16 protein-coding genes are annotated in these 16,778 nt (G+C 54.6%); all 16 read right to left on the reverse strand.

Annotation, left to right across the window (positions count from 1 at the left end):
* Positions 1–102: 102 nt before the first annotated feature.
* Complete coding sequence (locus ACFE70_RS07175; protein WP_375417045.1) at positions 103–519, reverse strand: DUF983 domain-containing protein; 417 nt, start codon at positions 517–519, stop codon at positions 103–105.
* The gene (locus ACFE70_RS07180) at positions 519–776 is read right to left on the reverse strand and encodes a hypothetical protein (protein ID WP_375417046.1); all 258 of its coding nucleotides are present in this window, start codon (positions 774–776) and stop codon (positions 519–521) included. Before ACFE70_RS07180 ends, ACFE70_RS07175 begins: the two co-directional genes overlap by 1 nt.
* A gap of 59 nt (positions 777–835) precedes the next feature.
* Positions 836–1,405, reverse strand: a complete 570-nt coding sequence (locus tag ACFE70_RS07185) for a DUF420 domain-containing protein (RefSeq protein ID WP_375417047.1) — start codon at positions 1,403–1,405, stop codon at positions 836–838.
* Complete coding sequence (locus ACFE70_RS07190) at positions 1,389–2,075, reverse strand: hypothetical protein (RefSeq protein ID WP_375417048.1); 687 nt, start codon at positions 2,073–2,075, stop codon at positions 1,389–1,391. The genes ACFE70_RS07185 and ACFE70_RS07190 overlap by 17 nt, the downstream gene beginning before the upstream one ends.
* A 7-nt stretch (positions 2,076–2,082) precedes the next feature.
* Positions 2,083–2,430: a cytochrome C oxidase subunit IV family protein gene (locus ACFE70_RS07195; RefSeq protein ID WP_375417049.1), complete on the reverse strand. Its 348-nt coding sequence runs from the start codon at positions 2,428–2,430 to the stop codon at positions 2,083–2,085.
* A gap of 119 nt (positions 2,431–2,549) precedes the next feature.
* The gene (locus tag ACFE70_RS07200; RefSeq protein ID WP_375417050.1) at positions 2,550–3,311 is read right to left on the reverse strand and encodes a cytochrome c oxidase subunit 3; all 762 of its coding nucleotides are present in this window, start codon (positions 3,309–3,311) and stop codon (positions 2,550–2,552) included.
* A gap of 46 nt (positions 3,312–3,357) precedes the next feature.
* The gene (locus ACFE70_RS07205) at positions 3,358–3,945 is read right to left on the reverse strand and encodes a heme-copper oxidase subunit III (RefSeq protein ID WP_375417051.1); all 588 of its coding nucleotides are present in this window, start codon (positions 3,943–3,945) and stop codon (positions 3,358–3,360) included.
* Positions 3,946–4,038: 93 nt separating this feature from the next.
* Complete coding sequence (gene cyoE, locus ACFE70_RS07210; protein WP_375417129.1) at positions 4,039–4,935, reverse strand: heme o synthase; 897 nt, start codon at positions 4,933–4,935, stop codon at positions 4,039–4,041.
* Between the two features lie 104 nt (positions 4,936–5,039).
* On the reverse strand, positions 5,040–6,149 hold the full coding sequence (locus tag ACFE70_RS07215) for a heme A synthase (protein ID WP_375417052.1): 1,110 nt from the start codon (positions 6,147–6,149) through the stop codon (positions 5,040–5,042).
* Between the two features lie 164 nt (positions 6,150–6,313).
* Positions 6,314–8,188, reverse strand: a complete 1,875-nt coding sequence (locus ACFE70_RS07220) for a cbb3-type cytochrome c oxidase subunit I (protein WP_375417053.1) — start codon at positions 8,186–8,188, stop codon at positions 6,314–6,316.
* Positions 8,189–8,210: 22 nt separating this feature from the next.
* Positions 8,211–9,302 carry a cytochrome c oxidase subunit II gene (locus ACFE70_RS07225; protein ID WP_375417054.1) on the reverse strand — a complete coding sequence of 364 codons (1,092 nt, stop codon included), beginning with the start codon at positions 9,300–9,302 and terminating at the stop codon, positions 8,211–8,213.
* Between the two features lie 87 nt (positions 9,303–9,389).
* Positions 9,390–10,730: a quinol:cytochrome C oxidoreductase gene (locus ACFE70_RS07230; protein WP_375417055.1), complete on the reverse strand. Its 1,341-nt coding sequence runs from the start codon at positions 10,728–10,730 to the stop codon at positions 9,390–9,392.
* Positions 10,731–10,767: 37 nt separating this feature from the next.
* Positions 10,768–11,400, reverse strand: coding sequence for a c-type cytochrome (locus ACFE70_RS07235; protein WP_375417056.1), 633 nt, complete (start codon positions 11,398–11,400; stop codon positions 10,768–10,770).
* 107 nt (positions 11,401–11,507) lie between these two features.
* Positions 11,508–12,107: a DUF3341 domain-containing protein gene (locus ACFE70_RS07240; protein WP_375417057.1), complete on the reverse strand. Its 600-nt coding sequence runs from the start codon at positions 12,105–12,107 to the stop codon at positions 11,508–11,510.
* Positions 12,100–13,566, reverse strand: a complete 1,467-nt coding sequence (gene nrfD / locus ACFE70_RS07245; RefSeq protein WP_375417058.1) for an NrfD/PsrC family molybdoenzyme membrane anchor subunit — start codon at positions 13,564–13,566, stop codon at positions 12,100–12,102. Before nrfD ends, ACFE70_RS07240 begins: the two co-directional genes overlap by 8 nt.
* 100 nt (positions 13,567–13,666) lie before the next feature.
* Positions 13,667–16,705: a TAT-variant-translocated molybdopterin oxidoreductase gene (locus tag ACFE70_RS07250; RefSeq protein WP_375417059.1), complete on the reverse strand. Its 3,039-nt coding sequence runs from the start codon at positions 16,703–16,705 to the stop codon at positions 13,667–13,669.
* Between the last annotated feature and the right edge of the window lie 73 nt (positions 16,706–16,778).

Consider the following 16,778-nt stretch of genomic DNA (forward strand, 5'->3'; position numbering starts at 1 on the left):
GGCTAGCTGCTACTTAGCTGCCGACCCCATTAAAGACAAAAATGCCGCTCAGGAGCGGCATTTGGCAGAATGTCAGCCGGGTGGGCAAGCGGCGCACAATCCCTACCCCCCCGCCGGCGTACTACCCGGCCGAACGTTTACGTAGTGCGGGTCGAAGCGAATACCGCCGAAGGCATACAGCATAATGGCGCGGGCATAGCGAAAGGAAAGCGGCGCCAGCAACACCGTCACGACGGCCACTACCACCGTGTAGACCCACGTATCCGGATTATTGAGCAAGTAATACAGCACCAGGCCCACCGCCAGCACGATGGCGGTCGAAAAGCCGAAGCTGATGTACATCGCACCCCAGTAGAAGCCGGTCTCGGGCTCAAGGTGCTGCCCGCACACCGCGCACGCTTCGGGCATCTCGTCGAAATGTCGCACGTTCAGGGCCGACCGGCTAAATAGCTGGCCCTGATGGCAGCGCGGGCAGCGCAGGGCCAGCATCGCCAGCCACGATGAGCGGATGGCGGCCACTAGCTGCGACCCTTTTTGGCGGCGTGGCTGCGCCGGTACCAGAAGTAGCCGATGGCGCCCATCAGCAGATACGGCACGCTCATCATGTACACGATGCCCCGGTTGAGACCGGTCACGTCGTAGTCGTCTTTCTCCTGGCGGGCGGCCTCGACCTGGCTTTTGCACATCACGCACTGCGCTCTGGCTCCTAGCGGAGCAAAGCTCGTCAGCAGGCCCAGCAGCAGGGCAAACAGGCTGATTTTAAGTTGCTTTTTCATATAAAATACAACGCCGGATAATGGGTAAAGTTTCTTTTGCGCCGCGGACTTTCACCGCGCTACGTGTAGTAGGGCGAAATCATAAAGTACACGACTACGCCCGTCACCGATACGTAGAGCCAGACCGGGAACGTCCAGCGGGCAATGCGCTTGTGCTTGGTGTATTGCCCAGTGAGAGCGAAGTAGAGTGTGAACAACACCAGCCCCACCGTTACCACGGCCAGGCTGATGTGGCTCAGCAGCAGCAGAAAGTAAACCAGCCGGCTGAGCCCTACCCCCCCGAAATGGGTCGAAGCCGTCTGGGAGTGGTACGTCACGTAGGCGACCAGAAACATCGCCCCCAACAGAAAAGCGGTTCCCATCATGGCGCGGTGCCGCAGCACCTGCCCCTGCCGGATGAAGTAGTAGCCCAGCACCAGCGCCCCGGCGGTCAGCGAGTTAATCAGGGCGATGACCTTGGGCAGAAACTTCACTTCCAGACCCGGCACCTTGAGCAGGCCGGGGAAAAAGTAGAGCATTGCTACCAGCAGCGGCACCACGGCGCCGAGCGCGGCCAGGATAATCTTGTACTTGGTGTAGTCGCCGGGCTCCAGCACCGGCGGGTGCAGCGTCTCAGTTGTCGTGGTCATAAGAATAAAGCAAAACGTCAATCTCCACCAGCAGCCGGTCGATTTCGCGCCCATCGCGCCCGTCGTACACGCCGCGCAGGTGCCGGTTGCGGTCGAGCAGCAACAGGCGGCCCGGGGCGGGCGGCACCGTCACGGGGTGGCCCTGAATGGTGCGGTGGTAGGGCACGTCGTAGCGGTACTCGTCGTGGTAGAGCGTTCGCATCGTGCCGGCGGGGCCAGCGAGGAAAAACCACTTGCCCGCTACCGTGCCATACTGCTCGGCCAGCTTCGGTAGTGTAACCGCCGGCTGCGGCCCAGGGTTCAGCACAAAGCTGAGCACGCGCACCCGCGGCTCCTGCCGGTATTTTTCCTGCACCCGCAGCAGTTGCCGGGCCGCCAGGGCGCTCGGCTCATCGGCAGCGTAGAACTGCGCCACCTGCACCCCCCCAGCTAGCTCAGCCGAGCGGAACGTGCGCCCGGCCGACGACAGCAGCTGGAAGGGCCGGATTTGGTGGAAAACAGTATCGCGCTGCCACGCCTGTTTTCCGCCCGTCACGCGCGTGGAGTCCACACGGTCGGGCAACAGGAATGGCAGCGCGTAATGGTTGGTGCCGAAGTTATTCAGGAACAGAAAGGCCAGCACCGGCACCAGCAGCAGCAGCCCCAGCAGCAGGGTTTGGCGGGGCCGCATCGGCTGGCTACTTGAACATATTGCTCAGCGCCTCGCCGAGGTAAGAGCCCTCAGTGACCAGAGCCACGAGCAGCCAGACCAGCAAGCCTATTGGAATGAGGATGGTCCAGATAAGCCCCTTGGTTTCGTGCTTGAGGTGCATGAACTCGGCGACGATGAAAAAGGCCTTGAAGATGGTGAGTACGATAAAGATGCTGTTGCGTAGCGTACCGGCTCCCATGAAGAATACAAACACGAATTCGACGGCGGTGATGCCGACCAGTACCCAGAAGGTGCGCCAAATCCAGGCGGTATTCGGCTTGGCAATTTCCCCGCGCGGGGTGGCATCGAGCGAAGAGGAGCTTTGAACGGACATAATTTAAATTGTCATTCTGAGCGCAGCGAAGGACCTTATCACCTTCGCGCCGCATGGGTTACTAATTCTGATATCGGTAGCCGCGATAAGATGCTTCCTTCGTCAGCATGAGGGACGTGTTAAACCAGATAAAAGAAAGTAAATACGAACACCCACACCAAGTCCACAAAGTGCCAGTAGAGGCCGATTTTTTCGACCATCTCGTAGTGGCCGCGCTTGTGGAACGTGCCGTTGGTGGTAGCGATAAAGCACCAAATCAGCAGGCAAACGCCTGAAAATACGTGGGTGCCGTGGAAGCCGGTGATAAAGAAAAACAAGTCAGCAAACAAGACTGGCCCGTACTGATTGACCGACAGACTCGCGCCCTGATAAACGCTGCCATCGGCCATGCGGGTGCCGGCCTCGGTGCCGGCGATGAAGTGGCTCCACTCCCAGGCCTGCGAGGCCAGAAAGGTGCTGCCGAAGAGAATCGTCCACAAGAGCCACTTCTGCACATCGTCGCGGTCCATGCGGTGGCCGGCTTCCACGGCCAGCACCATCGTCACGGAGCTGAAGATGAGAATCATCGTCATCAGCGCTACGAAAGCCAGGGGCAAATCCAGGCCGTGCAAGCCAGGGAAGGCGTTGAACACCTTTTCCGGAATGGGCCAGTACGCCGTGTTGAACACGAACTGCTTGGCCTCACCCGCAAACACGGCGTGCTTATGGCGGATAAAGCCGTAGGCGGTGAGGAAGGCGGCGAATGTGAAGGCGTCGGAGAGCAGGAAGAACCACATCATCAGCTTGCCGTAGCTCGCCTTGAAAGGTTCGTTGCCGCCATCCCAGTTGCCGGTGCGCGGTGCCTCAGCGGACGAGGTAGCGGCAATCGTGGGAGGCGCCATTGTGGTCGGATTAGCCATTGCAGTCAGATTATAATCGAAAGCGGAATCAGTGGTTCAAAAGTAGGAACAAATACAAGTACCACCAAAGGCCGCCCAGGAAATGCCAGTAGATGGTGGCATTGCCGATGGAGAGTAACGAGCGGGAATGTACTTGATACTTAAGGCTTCGCAAGAGCACTACGGCGATAAACACGAGGCCCGTGACGAGGTGAAAAGCGTGCACGCCCATGAGCACGTACACGAACGAGCCGGACGGATTGGCGTCGCTGCCCCCGAAGAATGTACGGCCCGCTACCATCTCGCTCCACACGCCCACCTGCCCGACCAGAAACGCCAGGCCCAGCAGCAAGGTTAGCCCCAGACCCAGATTTACGCGCTTTACCTCGTCTTTGCGAGCCGAGAAATAAGCCCACTGCACGGCGGCGCTGCTCAGGGCAATCAGCAATGAGTTATACAGCAGGCTGGCAGGCAGGTCGAACTCGCGCCAGTTGCCTTCGTCGCGGCGCACGATGTAGCCGCTGGTGAAGGCGGCGAACATCATGATAATACTGAAAATAAGCAAAATAAGCACCACCCGCTTGGGGTGAGTGCCGGTGCCGAGCTGCGGCTCGGCGCTGATGTCGGACGGCGTCATGGGGTAAAGAATTAACAGTTATCAACCGGCAGTGTCAAGGCCAGGTTGTTAGTAAAAAGCCTACCCCCCTAACAAACCAAGGTCAACTTTAACTCAAAGTTTATCGAGTAAAAGCGCGATTTGCACAATCGGCAAATACAGAAAAGAGCCGAACATGATAGCCAGCGCCGCCTTGCGCGACTGCGTGCGCATGAGCTGCAAGGTCAGAATCAGGAACCCTACCCCCGCCAGAACGGCCACCAGGGCCGAGACCTTGCCGGCAATGCCAAATTCCAGCGGCAGCAGGCTGAGCGGAATCAACAGCAGCGTATAGGTCATAATCTGAAAGGCGGTGCGCAGGTCGCGCTTGCCCGGCGAGGGCAGCATCTTGAAGCCTGCCGCCTTGTAGTCCTCATCAGCCACCCAGGCAATGGCCCAGAAGTGCGGAAACTGCCACATAAACTGAATACCGAACAAAACCCAGGCCTCGACGCCGATATAGCCCGTGGCCGCGACCCAGCCAATAAGGGGGGGTAGGCCCCCCGGCACGGCGCCCACGGCCACGCACACCGGTGAGATGGTTTTAAGCGGCGTGTAGATAAACCCGTACAGAATGAGCGAGAGCAGCGACAGCGCCGCCGTGAGCGGGTTGAAACAATAAGCCAGCAGTCCCAGACCCCCTACCCCCAGCCCGACGCAAAATGCCCACGCCTCGGCGGGCGTAAGGATGCCCAGCGGCAGCGGCCGGTTGGCGGTGCGGCGCATGAGCTTATCGAGGTCCCGCTCGTGGATCTGATTGATGATATTGGCCGCGCCCGTCACCAGCAGGCCGCCCAGCATTACGAGCGCTGCGCGGCTCCAGTTCAACTCGCCCCGCGCCCCCAGCAAGTAGCCAATAGCGCTGGAAAACGCCACAGTGAGCGAGAGCCGAAACTTAAGCAGCTGAAAATAAGCCCGCGCCTTGCTGACGCGAACCGGCGCCTCAGCGGCCAAGCGCTCTTTAAGCGGCACCGCCACGGCCGCCGGATCAGCCGACCCACGCTGGGCAACGATTAGCGTTTCATGAAGGGGGTCACGCACTGGAGCTATCTTGTTCATCCGTCGACAGGTCAAAGTTACGCCACAACTCGGTGAGCTGGGACGTCCGGCCTTCTTACGAGAGCCGCCGGACTAACCGCGAGCAGCGTCAGGAACTGAGTGCCAAACAGCAAGACGGCCAGGGTGAGATGAACGGGCTGCACTACGGCGGGCAGCGCCCAAGAGGCCAGGGTAATGCCGGCCACAATCTCCAACCCTATCAACCCCATAGTAGCCAGGGCCAGTTGCCGCAGCCGGGACTGGCCCAGCTGCCACAGCCGGTAGCTTAGGTAGGCATTGAGGGCCAGCACCAGCAGCGACGTGCTGCGATGCACCTTGAAAACTACCCCCAGCTGGCTCACCCACGTCGCGCGGCCCGCATACTCAGCCGCTGCCGCCACCATATCGACCTGCTCGCGTACCTGAGTGCCGAGCACGATTTGAGTGAAGGTCAGCAGCAAGGCCAGCCAGAGTACCAGCCGGAAAGTAGTTTCTACTGGAGCAGCAACCAGCTTCGGCGCCTTATTCCCTACCCCCCCTCCTGCCCACCGAGCCCGCTCCACCGCGTAGAGCAGCAGCGCCACGATGAGGAGAGCCAGGCCCATGTGCACGGTCACCATAATGGGCAGCAGGTTGGTGGAGACTACCAGCGAACCCAGCCAGCCCTGCACGCCAGTAAGCAGAAAGGAGGCCAGCGCCAGCCAGAACACCGGCCGGTCGCGCTGCCAATAGGGTAAGGCAGCCAGCGCCGTCGCAAACACGAACAAGCCAATCAACGCACCCAGCAAGCGATTCAAGTACTCAATCCAAGTTTTGACCGGGTTGAAGTCGGTTTCGACGTACTGCGAAGGGTGAGCGAAAATATCGTTCGCCACCTGTTTGAATCCCAGCCGCTCCAGGGTACGCGCCAGCTTTTGATTCTTGGCTACCCGCTGCGCCGTGTAAATCTCTTTGTAGTTAGCAGGCAACTGACTGGCCTGCGTGGGCGGAATCCAGGTACCGAAGCACTTGGGCCAGTCGGGGCAGCCCATGCCGGAGCCGGTGCTGCGCACTACCCCGCCGATAAGTATCAACAAATAAACCGCAGCTACGGTGAGCAGGCCCACGAACCGAAAGCGGCGCACAAAGTCAGGGGTTATCGTTTTCATCAGATACCGTCTCGACAGCTATTAATTAACTGCTGATAGAACAAGTATTAACCTAATTTATCTCCTTTGCCATCGATTTAATTAGCTATCGGAGCGGAGACAAAAAGAAAGCGGGCCACCAGAATGGCGGCCCGCTTTGAGGCTAACTTATAAAGCTTTAAATACTACTCAGCCGTTTCCCGCTCGTAGGGCAGGTTAGAAGAAGCAGTCTTCGAATAAGGCACGTTTTGCGGAATGAAGTCCGCTTCAGCACCGGGCTTGCTGTAATCGTAGGGCCAGCGGTACACGGCCGGAATCGCACCGGGCCAGTTGCCGTGGCCGGGTATAACAGGTGTAGTCCATTCCAGCGTGTTCGATTTCCACGGATTCTCTGTAGCGCGCCGACCGCGGAAGATGCTGTAGAAGAAGTTAAAGATGAAGATGAACTGCGCGAAGAATGCCAGGATGGCGGCAATCGAGATAAACTTATTCAAGTCAGCAAACTGGCTGAATGCATCGAAGCCAGTCCAAGCGTAGTAACGGCGGGGAAAACCGGCGATGCCTACATAGTGCATAGGCATAAACACCATGTATACCCCGATGAATGTGAGCCAGAAGTGGATGTAACCCAGTTTCTCGTCCATCATGCGGCCAAACATCTTCGGGAACCAGTGATAAACGCCCGCGAACAAGCCAAAGAACGCTGCCGAACCCATTACTAGGTGGAAGTGAGCGACCACGAAGTACGTATTGTGCATCTGAATATCGAGCGTGGCGTTGCCGAGAATGATACCCGTTAAGCCACCCGAAATAAACAGGGACACGAAACCAATAGCAAACAGCATGGCCGCCGTGAAGCGGATGTTGCCGCGCCAAAGCGTAGCCAACCAGTTAAAGACCTTTACCCCCGATGGCACCGCAATAATCAGGGTCAGGAACATAAAAACCGAGCCGAGGAAGGGGTTCATGCCCGTTACAAACATATGGTGAGCCCATACGACAAACGAGAGCATCGAGATACCCAACAGTGAGCCAATCATGGCACGGTAGCCAAAAATAGGCTTACGCGCATTCGTGGCCATGACTTCGGACACTATGCCAAATGCGGGCATAATCACGATGTACACTTCCGGGTGACCCAAGAACCAGAACAAGTGCTGAAACAAAACCGGCGAACCACCTTGGTTGTGTAACGCCTGCCCAGCAATGTAGATGTCAGACAAGAAGAAAGAGGTGCCAAACGAACGGTCAAAAACCAGCAGCAAGGTAGCCGCGAACAGCACTGGGAAAGCTAGAATACCCAGAATGGCCGTCAGAAAGAACGCCCAGATGGTGAGAGGCAACTTGGCCATGCTCATACCGCGGGTGCGCAGGTTGATAACAGTCGTGACGTAGTTCACGCCGCCAAGCAGCTGCGAAACAATAAACAGAGCCATCGACACCAACCAGAAAGTCATACCGGCACCGGAGCCGGGAATAGCTTGCGGTAACGCCGAAAGCGGTGGGTAAATAGTCCATCCTGCTGATGCTGGTCCCGTCTCAAGAAAGAGTGACGTGAACATGATTACGCTGGATACAAAGAAAAACCAGTACGAAAGCATATTCATAAAGCCCGATGCCATGTCGCGGGCTCCTACTTGCAGCGGAATCAGAAAGTTTGAGAACGTACCCGATAAGCCAGCCGTGAGCACGAAAAATACCATGATGGTACCGTGCATCGTGACCAGCGCCAGGTAAAACTCGGGGTTCAGCTTGCCTGCTTCTACCCACTTGCCTAGCACCGGCTCCAACCAGCCCAGCGTAGCTTCAGGCCACCCGAGCTGCAAGCGAAAAAGGCTGGAGAGCGTACCACCTACAATAGCCCATAGCATTCCGGTTATCAGGAACTGCTTGGCAATGACCTTATGATCCTGACTGAAAACATACTTGAACAGCCAATGCTGGTCGTGATGCTCTTCATGCTCATGCAGGTGGTCCTCGTGCTCCGTTTGTGGTACTGGCGCCGTACCAATCCCGCCTTGCGTCTGCACACCGGGGGAAAGATTGGGATTAATATCCATATACTAAAAAAGTTAACAAATATTACAACGATGAAGTGGTAGCCAAAGGTTGAGCGGGTTGGCGAAGTGTTTCATCACCATCAGGTTGCGCTGGCGCGCCCGTTCCCCCTGAGTTTTTACTACGCTGCTTAAAGGTGGCTAATACCTCGGGATTTTGCTCAGAAAAAGATTTTTGTGTGGCGTACCAAGCTACATAGTCGTCTGGTTCGTCCACAATGATGTTGAGCTTCATAGCGAAGTGTCCGCGACCACAAACTTGGTTGCAAGCCAACTCATAGTTGAATTTAGGATTGCCTAGCTTGGCGCGCATTTCGTCCGTAGTGGTTGTGGGTGTAAACCAAAAACGCGTTGGCATTCCCGGTACCGCATACATCTGCACCCGGAAATGAGGCGCATAAACCGCGTGTAAAACGTCACGAGAGCGAATCTTAATCAGCACCGGGTGCCCTTTGGGCACATGAACCTCACTGGCAGTGAAATCGTCTAAACCACTCTTGTCACTCAAGTCAAACCCAAACTCATTCACCGCATCAATCAAGCGGTAGTTCACTACCCCCAATTTTTCGTCGCGGCCAGGGTAACGTACCAACCAGTTGAATTGCTTGCCCATCAACTCCACTACTACTGAGTCTTTTGGAGCCGGACCTGTAATGCGAGTCCAAGCCTTCCAGCCCGCAAAAATCAGTGATGCCATCACGATGGCCGGAATAATAGTCCAAATTACTTCAATCTTATTATTATGAGCAAAAAAGTATGCCCGACGTCCTTCTTTGTGCTGATACTTATAAGAGTACACAAATAGTAGAATGTGGGTTAAGACGAAGGCGACTCCAATAACGATCATCGTTGTCCAGAACATGCGTTCCATCGCATGACCATGCACTGAGGCAACTGGTGGATTCATCTTATTATAGTTCTCACCGAACGACCAAAAAAACAAGCCGCCACCCACTACCATAAACACCAGCATCAAGATGGCATTCACTCGATTACTTAGGCCAATCTCGCGGGAATAGGTGCCTGAGAAAATAGATGTTAAAATCTGTAACCGGAACAGCAGGCCGAACACGACCAGCAATAGTACAAGCACCAGCGAAATCGTCAAAGCAGTCATTGAGCTTTAATAAAGAGGGTAGTAAGTAACAAGCAGCAGAGCAGAAGTTCTTTCAGAATGAGGCTGCTTTCTACAGATTACTAAAAGCTAGGTGGCGTGATGCACGCTCTCGTCTAGAAATGGATGATGCCGGGGAACGAGGGCAGCGGCGGTAAGTCGGCGAGTAAGTAGAATAAGGAAAGCACCAAGAAAAATAAGAGCAACTCCTATCTCGATTAAGAACCCGTTTTCGCCCTTCATAGTGCCAGGCATAAACATTAAATAGAAGTCAGACCAATGGCCCACCAACACAGCAATGCACACGATTTTCAGGATAATCATTTGCCGCTTGGCATCGCGCGTCATTAAAGCAAGGAAAGGAAATGCGAAGTTGATAATCAGATTGAAGAAGAACATCCAAGTATAGCGCCCTTCAAAACCACCCAAACGTTGATTATAGTAAACTGCTTCCTCAGGCAGATTAGCATACCATATTAACATGAACTGAGAGAACCAGATATAAGTCCAGAAAATGCTGAAACCGAACATGAGCTTAGCTAGGTCATGCAGGTGATTTGAAGTGAGCAGGCGCAGATAGCCTGCTTGCTTCAGAAAGATGGCAATTAGTAGAATAGCAGCAATACCGGATACCCACCACGAGGCGAACACATACCAGCCGAACATCGTACTGAACCAGTGCGTGTCCACGGACATCACCCAATCCCAGGCCGCCATCGAAGACGTGACAGCGAAAAGTACCAGAAAAAGCGCCGAAGCTTTGATGCTAGTATGGAAGTAATAAGTGCCACCATTTAAGTCCTCAGCCAAGGAAAGCTGACGCAACCGCTCCGAGAATATCCACCAGATGGCTAGGTAGCTCACCATTCGAATCAAATAGAATGGCAAATTCAGAAAGCCACTCTTACCAGCAATAATGGCGTCGTAGTTGGCGTTGCCTTTCTCCATAATTCCCTCGTGGGTCCAATGAAAAATATCATGGCGACCTAGCAAGAAGACAACCAGCATAATAACAGCACCTGGCAGCAACCACGCACTCAGAGCCTCACTGATGCGCTTCACACTCACTGACCAGCCTGCGTAAGCTACATATTGAATAGCCATCCACACAGTACCGACAACCGATACGCCTATAAAGAACACATTGCTGTGCCAGATGCTAACCAGCAGCCGCTTAAGCCAAACGGGACTACCTTCATGCTCTACGGAAGCTCCAGCACCGTGGCCTGCTGACGCTCCCAAGTGGTTAGCAGCCTCAGCGCTAGCGGCGTGCTGCTCTTCGCCAATGTGAAAAATACTGGCCAGCAAGCCTAATATCATCACTAGAATGCCGGCCCCTATAATGTAGGTGAAAAGCTTGCGGGTACCAATCGGAAGCTGCAGATGTTCGGCAGTAGCGACAGGATTATCGGAATGGGTCAGTGTTGTCATCGTTAGTTGTGCGCCTAGATACGTCGGGCGATGATGCTTAAATGGAGCTGCCATTGCGGCCTACTGTACCGCCCTGACCAGGAGTTTCAGAACCCTTGCCGGCCTGTGCTTCCTCCACTGGGTACTGATTGGCGCGGTCCCGCACATTTGAATCAATGGGCCCAGTTTGCGAGCCGCCCGTAGCCTTCACCAGCTTTGGCAAGTCAGCCGGGTCATTGTTTAGTTGCAGTACGTGCACATACATAGATATTTTCCAGCGCTCTTCTGGGTTCACGATGGAGCCGTGCGGCATCATACGATTCCTACCCCACTGGATGACGTGGTAAATGTGCCCGTCATTCATAGTCTTGTACTGTGCCGCTGAATAATTTGGCACCCCTTTAAACTTGATGCCTACCGGTCCTTGGCCATTACCATTTTCTCCGTGGCAGTGAGCGCACACACGGGTATACAGTACCTGACCTTCCAGCAGGTTTTCCTTAGTGTAAGGATAAGGATTTCGCAGAGTGCGCTCGGCAATTCCCACACTATCTTTAGGAATATGGGTGTAGTAGTCGAGTTTGCCTCGTGGGATCGTCGCAATCGGGGGTGTCCGCTGGTTGATACCAAAAGCATTAACTTGATTGAAGCTATATTGCTTTAAAGGCTCGTAAGGAATGGGATCATACATCTCCGGAGCATACTGAATGCCGGGGTCATCAGGCCGAGTATTGCACGACGACAAGCTCGCAGTCAGCAACACTGAGAGGGCAAGACTTATTTTAAGTGAATTTATCATTAGTGCTGAGCAGTCATTTCTTTCTGATTGACTTCGGTGGCACCATTGGCGCGCAACAATTCAGTCAGCTGGGGTAGTTGAGAAGAAGTTGAGTCTAGCTCAATAGCTACTACAAATTTGTCATCTGTGGCCCGCACGTCCATTACATGCACCTTAGGCCGAGGGTAAAGTCCACTGATAGTGAAGAAAGTAATCATCATCCCAAAAGCAGTGAACAGTACCGTTAGCTCAAAGGCTACCGGGATGAAGGAGGGTAGGGCGATGTGAGGTTTGCCGCCAACAATCATCGGCCAATCAAAACCCATCATGTAGATCTGCATCCAAAGAGCAAACGCCAAACCAGCGCAACCGAAGAAGAAGGCCGCGATGGGAAGCCGAGAGCGTTCAATACCGAGCGCATCGTCAATGCCGTGCACGGGATAGGGCGAGAACACATCATGGATTTTCACACCCGCCGCGCGGATGTTTTCAATGGCGTGCAGGAGCACGTCCTCATCATCAAAAATGCCGAGGGCATAGCGCTTCGAGCTGGTGTGGGTCTCGGCAGTAAGAGGTTGGCTGGTACCAGCCAATTCAGCGGAAGTGGCGGCGCTAGTCATTGGATTTGTTATAAGCTACGGGCGCGGAAGCGGGGACGCCAGGCGTCACGATGGTTTGCGTTTGGGCTGGGGCAGTGTGTGCGATATCGCCACGGTAGGTTGGACCGTTATCCACACCGTATTTCAGTACCGTCTTTACCTCGGCCATATTAATGACCGGGAAGAATTTGGCGAAGAGCAGGAACAAGGTAAAGAACAGGCCCATTGAGCCCACATACATACCGACGTCAATTAGAGTCGGCGAGAACATGGCCCATGAGGAAGGCAGATAGTCGCGGTGCAGCGAAGTAACGATAATCACGAAGCGCTCGAACCACATGCCGATGTTGACGATAATCGATAGAATAAACGTCAGCGGAATGCTGTAACGCACCCTGCGGAACCACACGAGCTGCGGCGTGATTACGTTGCAAGTCATCATGGCCGCGTAAGCCCACCAGTAGGGACCAGTTGCACGATTAATAAAAGCGTACTGCTCAAACTCCACTTGCGAGTACCAAGCGATGAAGAACTCAGTGATGTAAGCGACCCCTACGATAGAGCCAGTCACCATCATGATTTTGTTCATCAACGCGATGTGTTCAAGCGTGATGTAGTCCTCCAGCTTAAACACTACTCGGGTGATGAGCATAAGCGTGAGCACCATTGCGAAGCCTGAGAAGATAGCACCGGCTACGAAGTAAGGAGGAAAGATGGTCGTGTGCCAGCCCGGTACGACCGAGGTTGCAAAGTCCATCGACACGATAGTGTGTACCGACAATACGAGGGGGGTAGAGATGCCGGCTAGAATCAGCGACACGGTCTCGTAGCGGGACCAGTGCTTAGCCGAGCCCTTCCAGTTAAAGCTGAGCAGTGAGTATGCCAGCTTGCTGACCTTACCCTTGGCGCGGTCACGAATGGTGGCGAAGTCAGGAATCAGGCCCGTGTACCAGAATACCAGCGACACCGAGAAGTAAGTCGAGATGGCGAACACATCCCAGAGCAGCGGCGAGTTAAAGTTCACCCACAGCGAGCCAAAGGTGTTTTGGAAAGGAAATACCCAGTAGCCAACCCAAGGCCGACCCATATGAAAGATGGGAAACTGTCCAGCGCAGATAACAGCGAAAATAGTCATGGCCTCAGCCGCCCGGTTGATGCTGCTACGCCACTTCTGCCGGAAAAGCAGCAGCACTGCCGAAATCAGCGTGCCAGCGTGACCAATCCCTACCCACCACACGAAGTTAGTGATGTCCCAGGCCCAGTTGACGGTTTTATTTAGTCCCCACTCGCCGATGCCGTACCAAACGGTACGGTACACGGAGTAGAAGAATACACCGAGAAAAAACAAGGCCACCGAGAAAGCAGCCATCCAGCGGATGTTGGGCGCGGCCTCTACCTGGCGACAGACGTCTTCCGTAACGTCATGGTACGATTTGCCGCCGGTAACGAGCGGCTCGCGAATGGCTGATACGTGTTGCATAATGGTGGGATAGGTAGAGAAGATGTTAGCTGCTGATTAAGATTTTCCGAAAGCAACAACCACGCTCTACCTTATTAGAGGAAGAATGTGGTTGTCACACTCAAGTGTTCTCCGCTGGGAAAAACTCGGTTTTCTCGGCGTTACGAATCTTGGTTAAGTACGTCACATTGGGCTGCACGTTAATTGACTCCAGAGCGTGAAATGCCCGTTCGCCATCCTCGCGGCGCAGCGTTTTGCTGATGCGGCTCTCTGGGTCGCGCATGTCGCCAAAAATGATGGCCTCGGTCGGGCACGACTGGGCGCAAGCCGTAACGACCTCACCATCTTTCGGGCGGCGCTTTTGCTTTTTGGCTTCGAGCTTGGCCAGTTGGATGCGCTGAATGCAGAACGTACACTTTTCCATTACGCCACGGGCCCGCACCGTCACGTCAGGGTTTAGCACCATGCGACCCAGGTCAGTAAACATATGACCATTAACGGTCTCGAACTTCTCGTTGGAGTAATACGAAAACCAGTTGAAGCGGCGTACCTTATATGGGCAGTTGTTGGCGCAGTAGCGAGTGCCGATGCAACGGTTGTAAGTCATCTGGTTGATGCCTTCTGAGCTATGCGTGGTGGCTAGCACCGGGCAGACAGTTTCGCACGGTGCATGGTTGCACTGCTGGCACAACATAGGTTGGAAGATTACCTGTGGGTTTTCCGAAGGGTCCTCCATTGCGGCGTAAGTCGCAATCTTACCTTTTTCCTCGAAATCAGTTTTGTGCGCGTTAGAGCTATAATAGCGGTCAATGCGCAGCCAGTGCATCTCGCGGCGATTAATCACTTGTTGCTTGCCCACTACGGCCACGTTATTTTCAACCTGACAGCCTAGCACGCACGAATTGCAGCCGATGCAGGAATTCAAGTCAATAATCATCCCCCAGTGGTGATTATTGTACTGGTAGTCTTGCCACAAAGAAACTTTGTTAGGCTTCTCCAAACCATCGGGGGTAGCAACCTTATCGTACTCGGTTACTTCCTTGGGATTCTTGATGTAAGCCGCCAGCGTGTTTTCCTGCACGACCGGCTTGCGGTCCATAATGGTGTGGTGCGTCTGGGTTTGGGCGATGGGCGAGGTGGCGTCGGTTTTGGTCAACGTCACCACATTCTGGTACATAATACCAGTGGGCCCAACCATAGCCAGCGGGAAAGCGTTTTCGCCCACATTATCGCCAACCTTGCCGGCAAGCTTGCGGCCATAACCTACGGCGATGCTGACGCTGCCATTGGCCTGACCGGGTTGAATAAGAACTGGCAACTCCACGCTCTGGCCATTAGCCGTGACGCGCAGTACATCGTTTTGCTCCCACTTATTATCGAGCGCCATCTTGCGGGGCACCATCACGTAGTTTCCCCAAGTAGCCTTGCTCACCGGGTCGGGCAGTTCTTGAAGCCAGGGATTGTTGGCTTCTTCGCCGCCACAACCAATGGCGACTTTTTCGTAAAGGGCTAGCTCTACCTGATTGCCACCAAGCTTAGGGGTTGCCCCAATGCGTGATACTGCATCAGCGATGTTCATGGCGACGGCGCGAGGTGGAGCGGGCGCCAGCGCGGTGCCAGTTGCTACTCCATCATGCACGGCCTTATCCCAGGCAGTCTGAAAGTTATCAGCGCCCAGAATTCCGCGCCAAGTGTCTTTCAGAAAATTGTAGTACGTCTCATTTTGGCCAGCCCAGATTAACAGGCTGTCCTGAGCTTGCCTAGTCGAAAAAAGCGGCGTAATTACTGGCTGGCTCAAACTCAGAGAGCCACGCCGCGGCTCATAGTCATTCCACGATTCCATCCAGTGATGGTCGGGAGCAGCGTACCGGCAAAGCGTACCAGTTTCATCGAACCGGTCATTCATAGAAATCGTGACCGGCACTTTGGCCAGACCTGACCTTACTTTGGCACCAAGTGGGTGATTGTAGACTGGATTGGCACGGTAGAAAATTACAGCGCCCACTGTGCCAGCGTTCATATCATTCACCAGCCGAACCATTGCGGCATCATCGCCCTGACGCACATAGCTGGGGGTAGCCGGGTTAATGCTGGTGCCAACATTACCCAAATTTTGGTTGATGGCAGCCACCAGTGTCTGCACGGCCGGGTCGTTCGATTCTGCTACCACGAGACTAGCGCCCCGCGCGGCTTGTAGCTCAGCCGCCACTTTAGTGAGTTGTGGGCTATTGTATGTCGAGGAACCCCCACCGCCAACCACAGCATTATAGAGCGCCAGAATGGCCGGTCCCACCTCAGATGGTTTGAGCGGCACTCGTACATCAGCGTTAGCACCAGTCAGCGTAAAAGTGCTTTCAAACTGATAGTGCCGCGACATGCGCCGGTTATCGCTGCTCACCTTACGGTTGGTGATATACTGCCGGGAGTACTCAACGGGCGAAATCCAGGTGCCGAGAAAGTCCGCGCCAAAGCTCACGATGATGTTCGCACGGCTGAAGTCGAAGCCAGGCACTACCCCCCCATTGGCTTGCAAGAGTCCCGAGGCCGATTGCGCATCGTACATCACGTGCTCCGTGTTGGGGTAGCGGCTGGCGAAGGCAGCAATGGCCCGCTTGGTGCTCGGGCTGATAATGGTCGGTGAAACAATGGCAATCCGACCAGTTGCACTCGTCAGCTTGGCCTGAACCTCACGGTCAAGCTGGGCGCGCTCGGCACGCTGCTTGTTGATGGCAAAATGCTGCAAACGACCGCCATCATACAGATTTAGTACCGAAGCTTGGGCGCGAGCCGAGAGCCCCCCGCGCGTAACCGGCGACTCCGGATTACCTTCCAGCTTGATGGGTCGGCCTTCGCGAGTTTTAATCAGCACCGCATTATAATCGGCGCCAGTGAAGTAGGTCGAAGCGTAAAAGTTGGAGATGGTCGGGTCTACTTCCTCTGGCTTATTGAGGTAAGGAATGGCTTTATATACTGGGCTCTCACACGAAGCCAGTGTAGCGGCAGCCAGACCAAACCCCATCAGCTTGAGAAAGTCACGGCGCGGAGCTGACGTAGCATCACTGCTCTCATGCGCCTCTTTTACCGGCATGAACTCAGCAAACGCGGTTTGCAAGAACTCCGGTGAGTTTTCTAACTCCTCAATTCCTTTCCAGTATTTCATTTGGGGGTATTCAGTAGTCGGTACTAAGTATCAGGCAGTCATAATTCGAACTGCCTGATACTGGATACTAGAA

It is taken from the genome of uncultured Hymenobacter sp., assembly GCF_964243305.1.
Taxonomy (GTDB): Bacteria; Bacteroidota; Bacteroidia; order Cytophagales; family Hymenobacteraceae; genus Hymenobacter.

What these genes read in the sequence shown, in the direction of transcription:
- nrfD (WP_375417058.1), bottom strand. Translation starts at nt 13,566, where the DNA reads ATGCAACACGTATCAGCCATTCGCGAGCCGCTCGTTACCGGCGGCAAA.
- ACFE70_RS07240 (WP_375417057.1), bottom strand. Translation starts at nt 12,107, where the DNA reads ATGACTAGCGCCGCCACTTCCGCTGAATTGGCTGGTACCAGCCAACCT.
- ACFE70_RS07195 (WP_375417049.1), bottom strand. Translation starts at nt 2,430, where the DNA reads ATGTCCGTTCAAAGCTCCTCTTCGCTCGATGCCACCCCGCGCGGGGAA.
- ACFE70_RS07220 (WP_375417053.1), bottom strand. Translation starts at nt 8,188, where the DNA reads ATGGATATTAATCCCAATCTTTCCCCCGGTGTGCAGACGCAAGGCGGG.
- ACFE70_RS07250 (WP_375417059.1), bottom strand. Translation starts at nt 16,705, where the DNA reads ATGAAATACTGGAAAGGAATTGAGGAGTTAGAAAACTCACCGGAGTTC.
- ACFE70_RS07180 (WP_375417046.1), bottom strand. Translation starts at nt 776, where the DNA reads ATGAAAAAGCAACTTAAAATCAGCCTGTTTGCCCTGCTGCTGGGCCTG.
- ACFE70_RS07215 (WP_375417052.1), bottom strand. Translation starts at nt 6,149, where the DNA reads ATGAAAACGATAACCCCTGACTTTGTGCGCCGCTTTCGGTTCGTGGGC.
- ACFE70_RS07225 (WP_375417054.1), bottom strand. Translation starts at nt 9,302, where the DNA reads ATGACTGCTTTGACGATTTCGCTGGTGCTTGTACTATTGCTGGTCGTG.
- ACFE70_RS07205 (WP_375417051.1), bottom strand. Translation starts at nt 3,945, where the DNA reads ATGACGCCGTCCGACATCAGCGCCGAGCCGCAGCTCGGCACCGGCACT.
- ACFE70_RS07235 (WP_375417056.1), bottom strand. Translation starts at nt 11,400, where the DNA reads ATGTATGATCCCATTCCTTACGAGCCTTTAAAGCAATATAGCTTCAAT.
- ACFE70_RS07200 (WP_375417050.1), bottom strand. Translation starts at nt 3,311, where the DNA reads ATGGCGCCTCCCACGATTGCCGCTACCTCGTCCGCTGAGGCACCGCGC.
- ACFE70_RS07230 (WP_375417055.1), bottom strand. Translation starts at nt 10,730, where the DNA reads ATGACAACACTGACCCATTCCGATAATCCTGTCGCTACTGCCGAACAT.
- ACFE70_RS07190 (WP_375417048.1), bottom strand. Translation starts at nt 2,075, where the DNA reads ATGCGGCCCCGCCAAACCCTGCTGCTGGGGCTGCTGCTGCTGGTGCCG.
- ACFE70_RS07185 (WP_375417047.1), bottom strand. Translation starts at nt 1,405, where the DNA reads ATGACCACGACAACTGAGACGCTGCACCCGCCGGTGCTGGAGCCCGGC.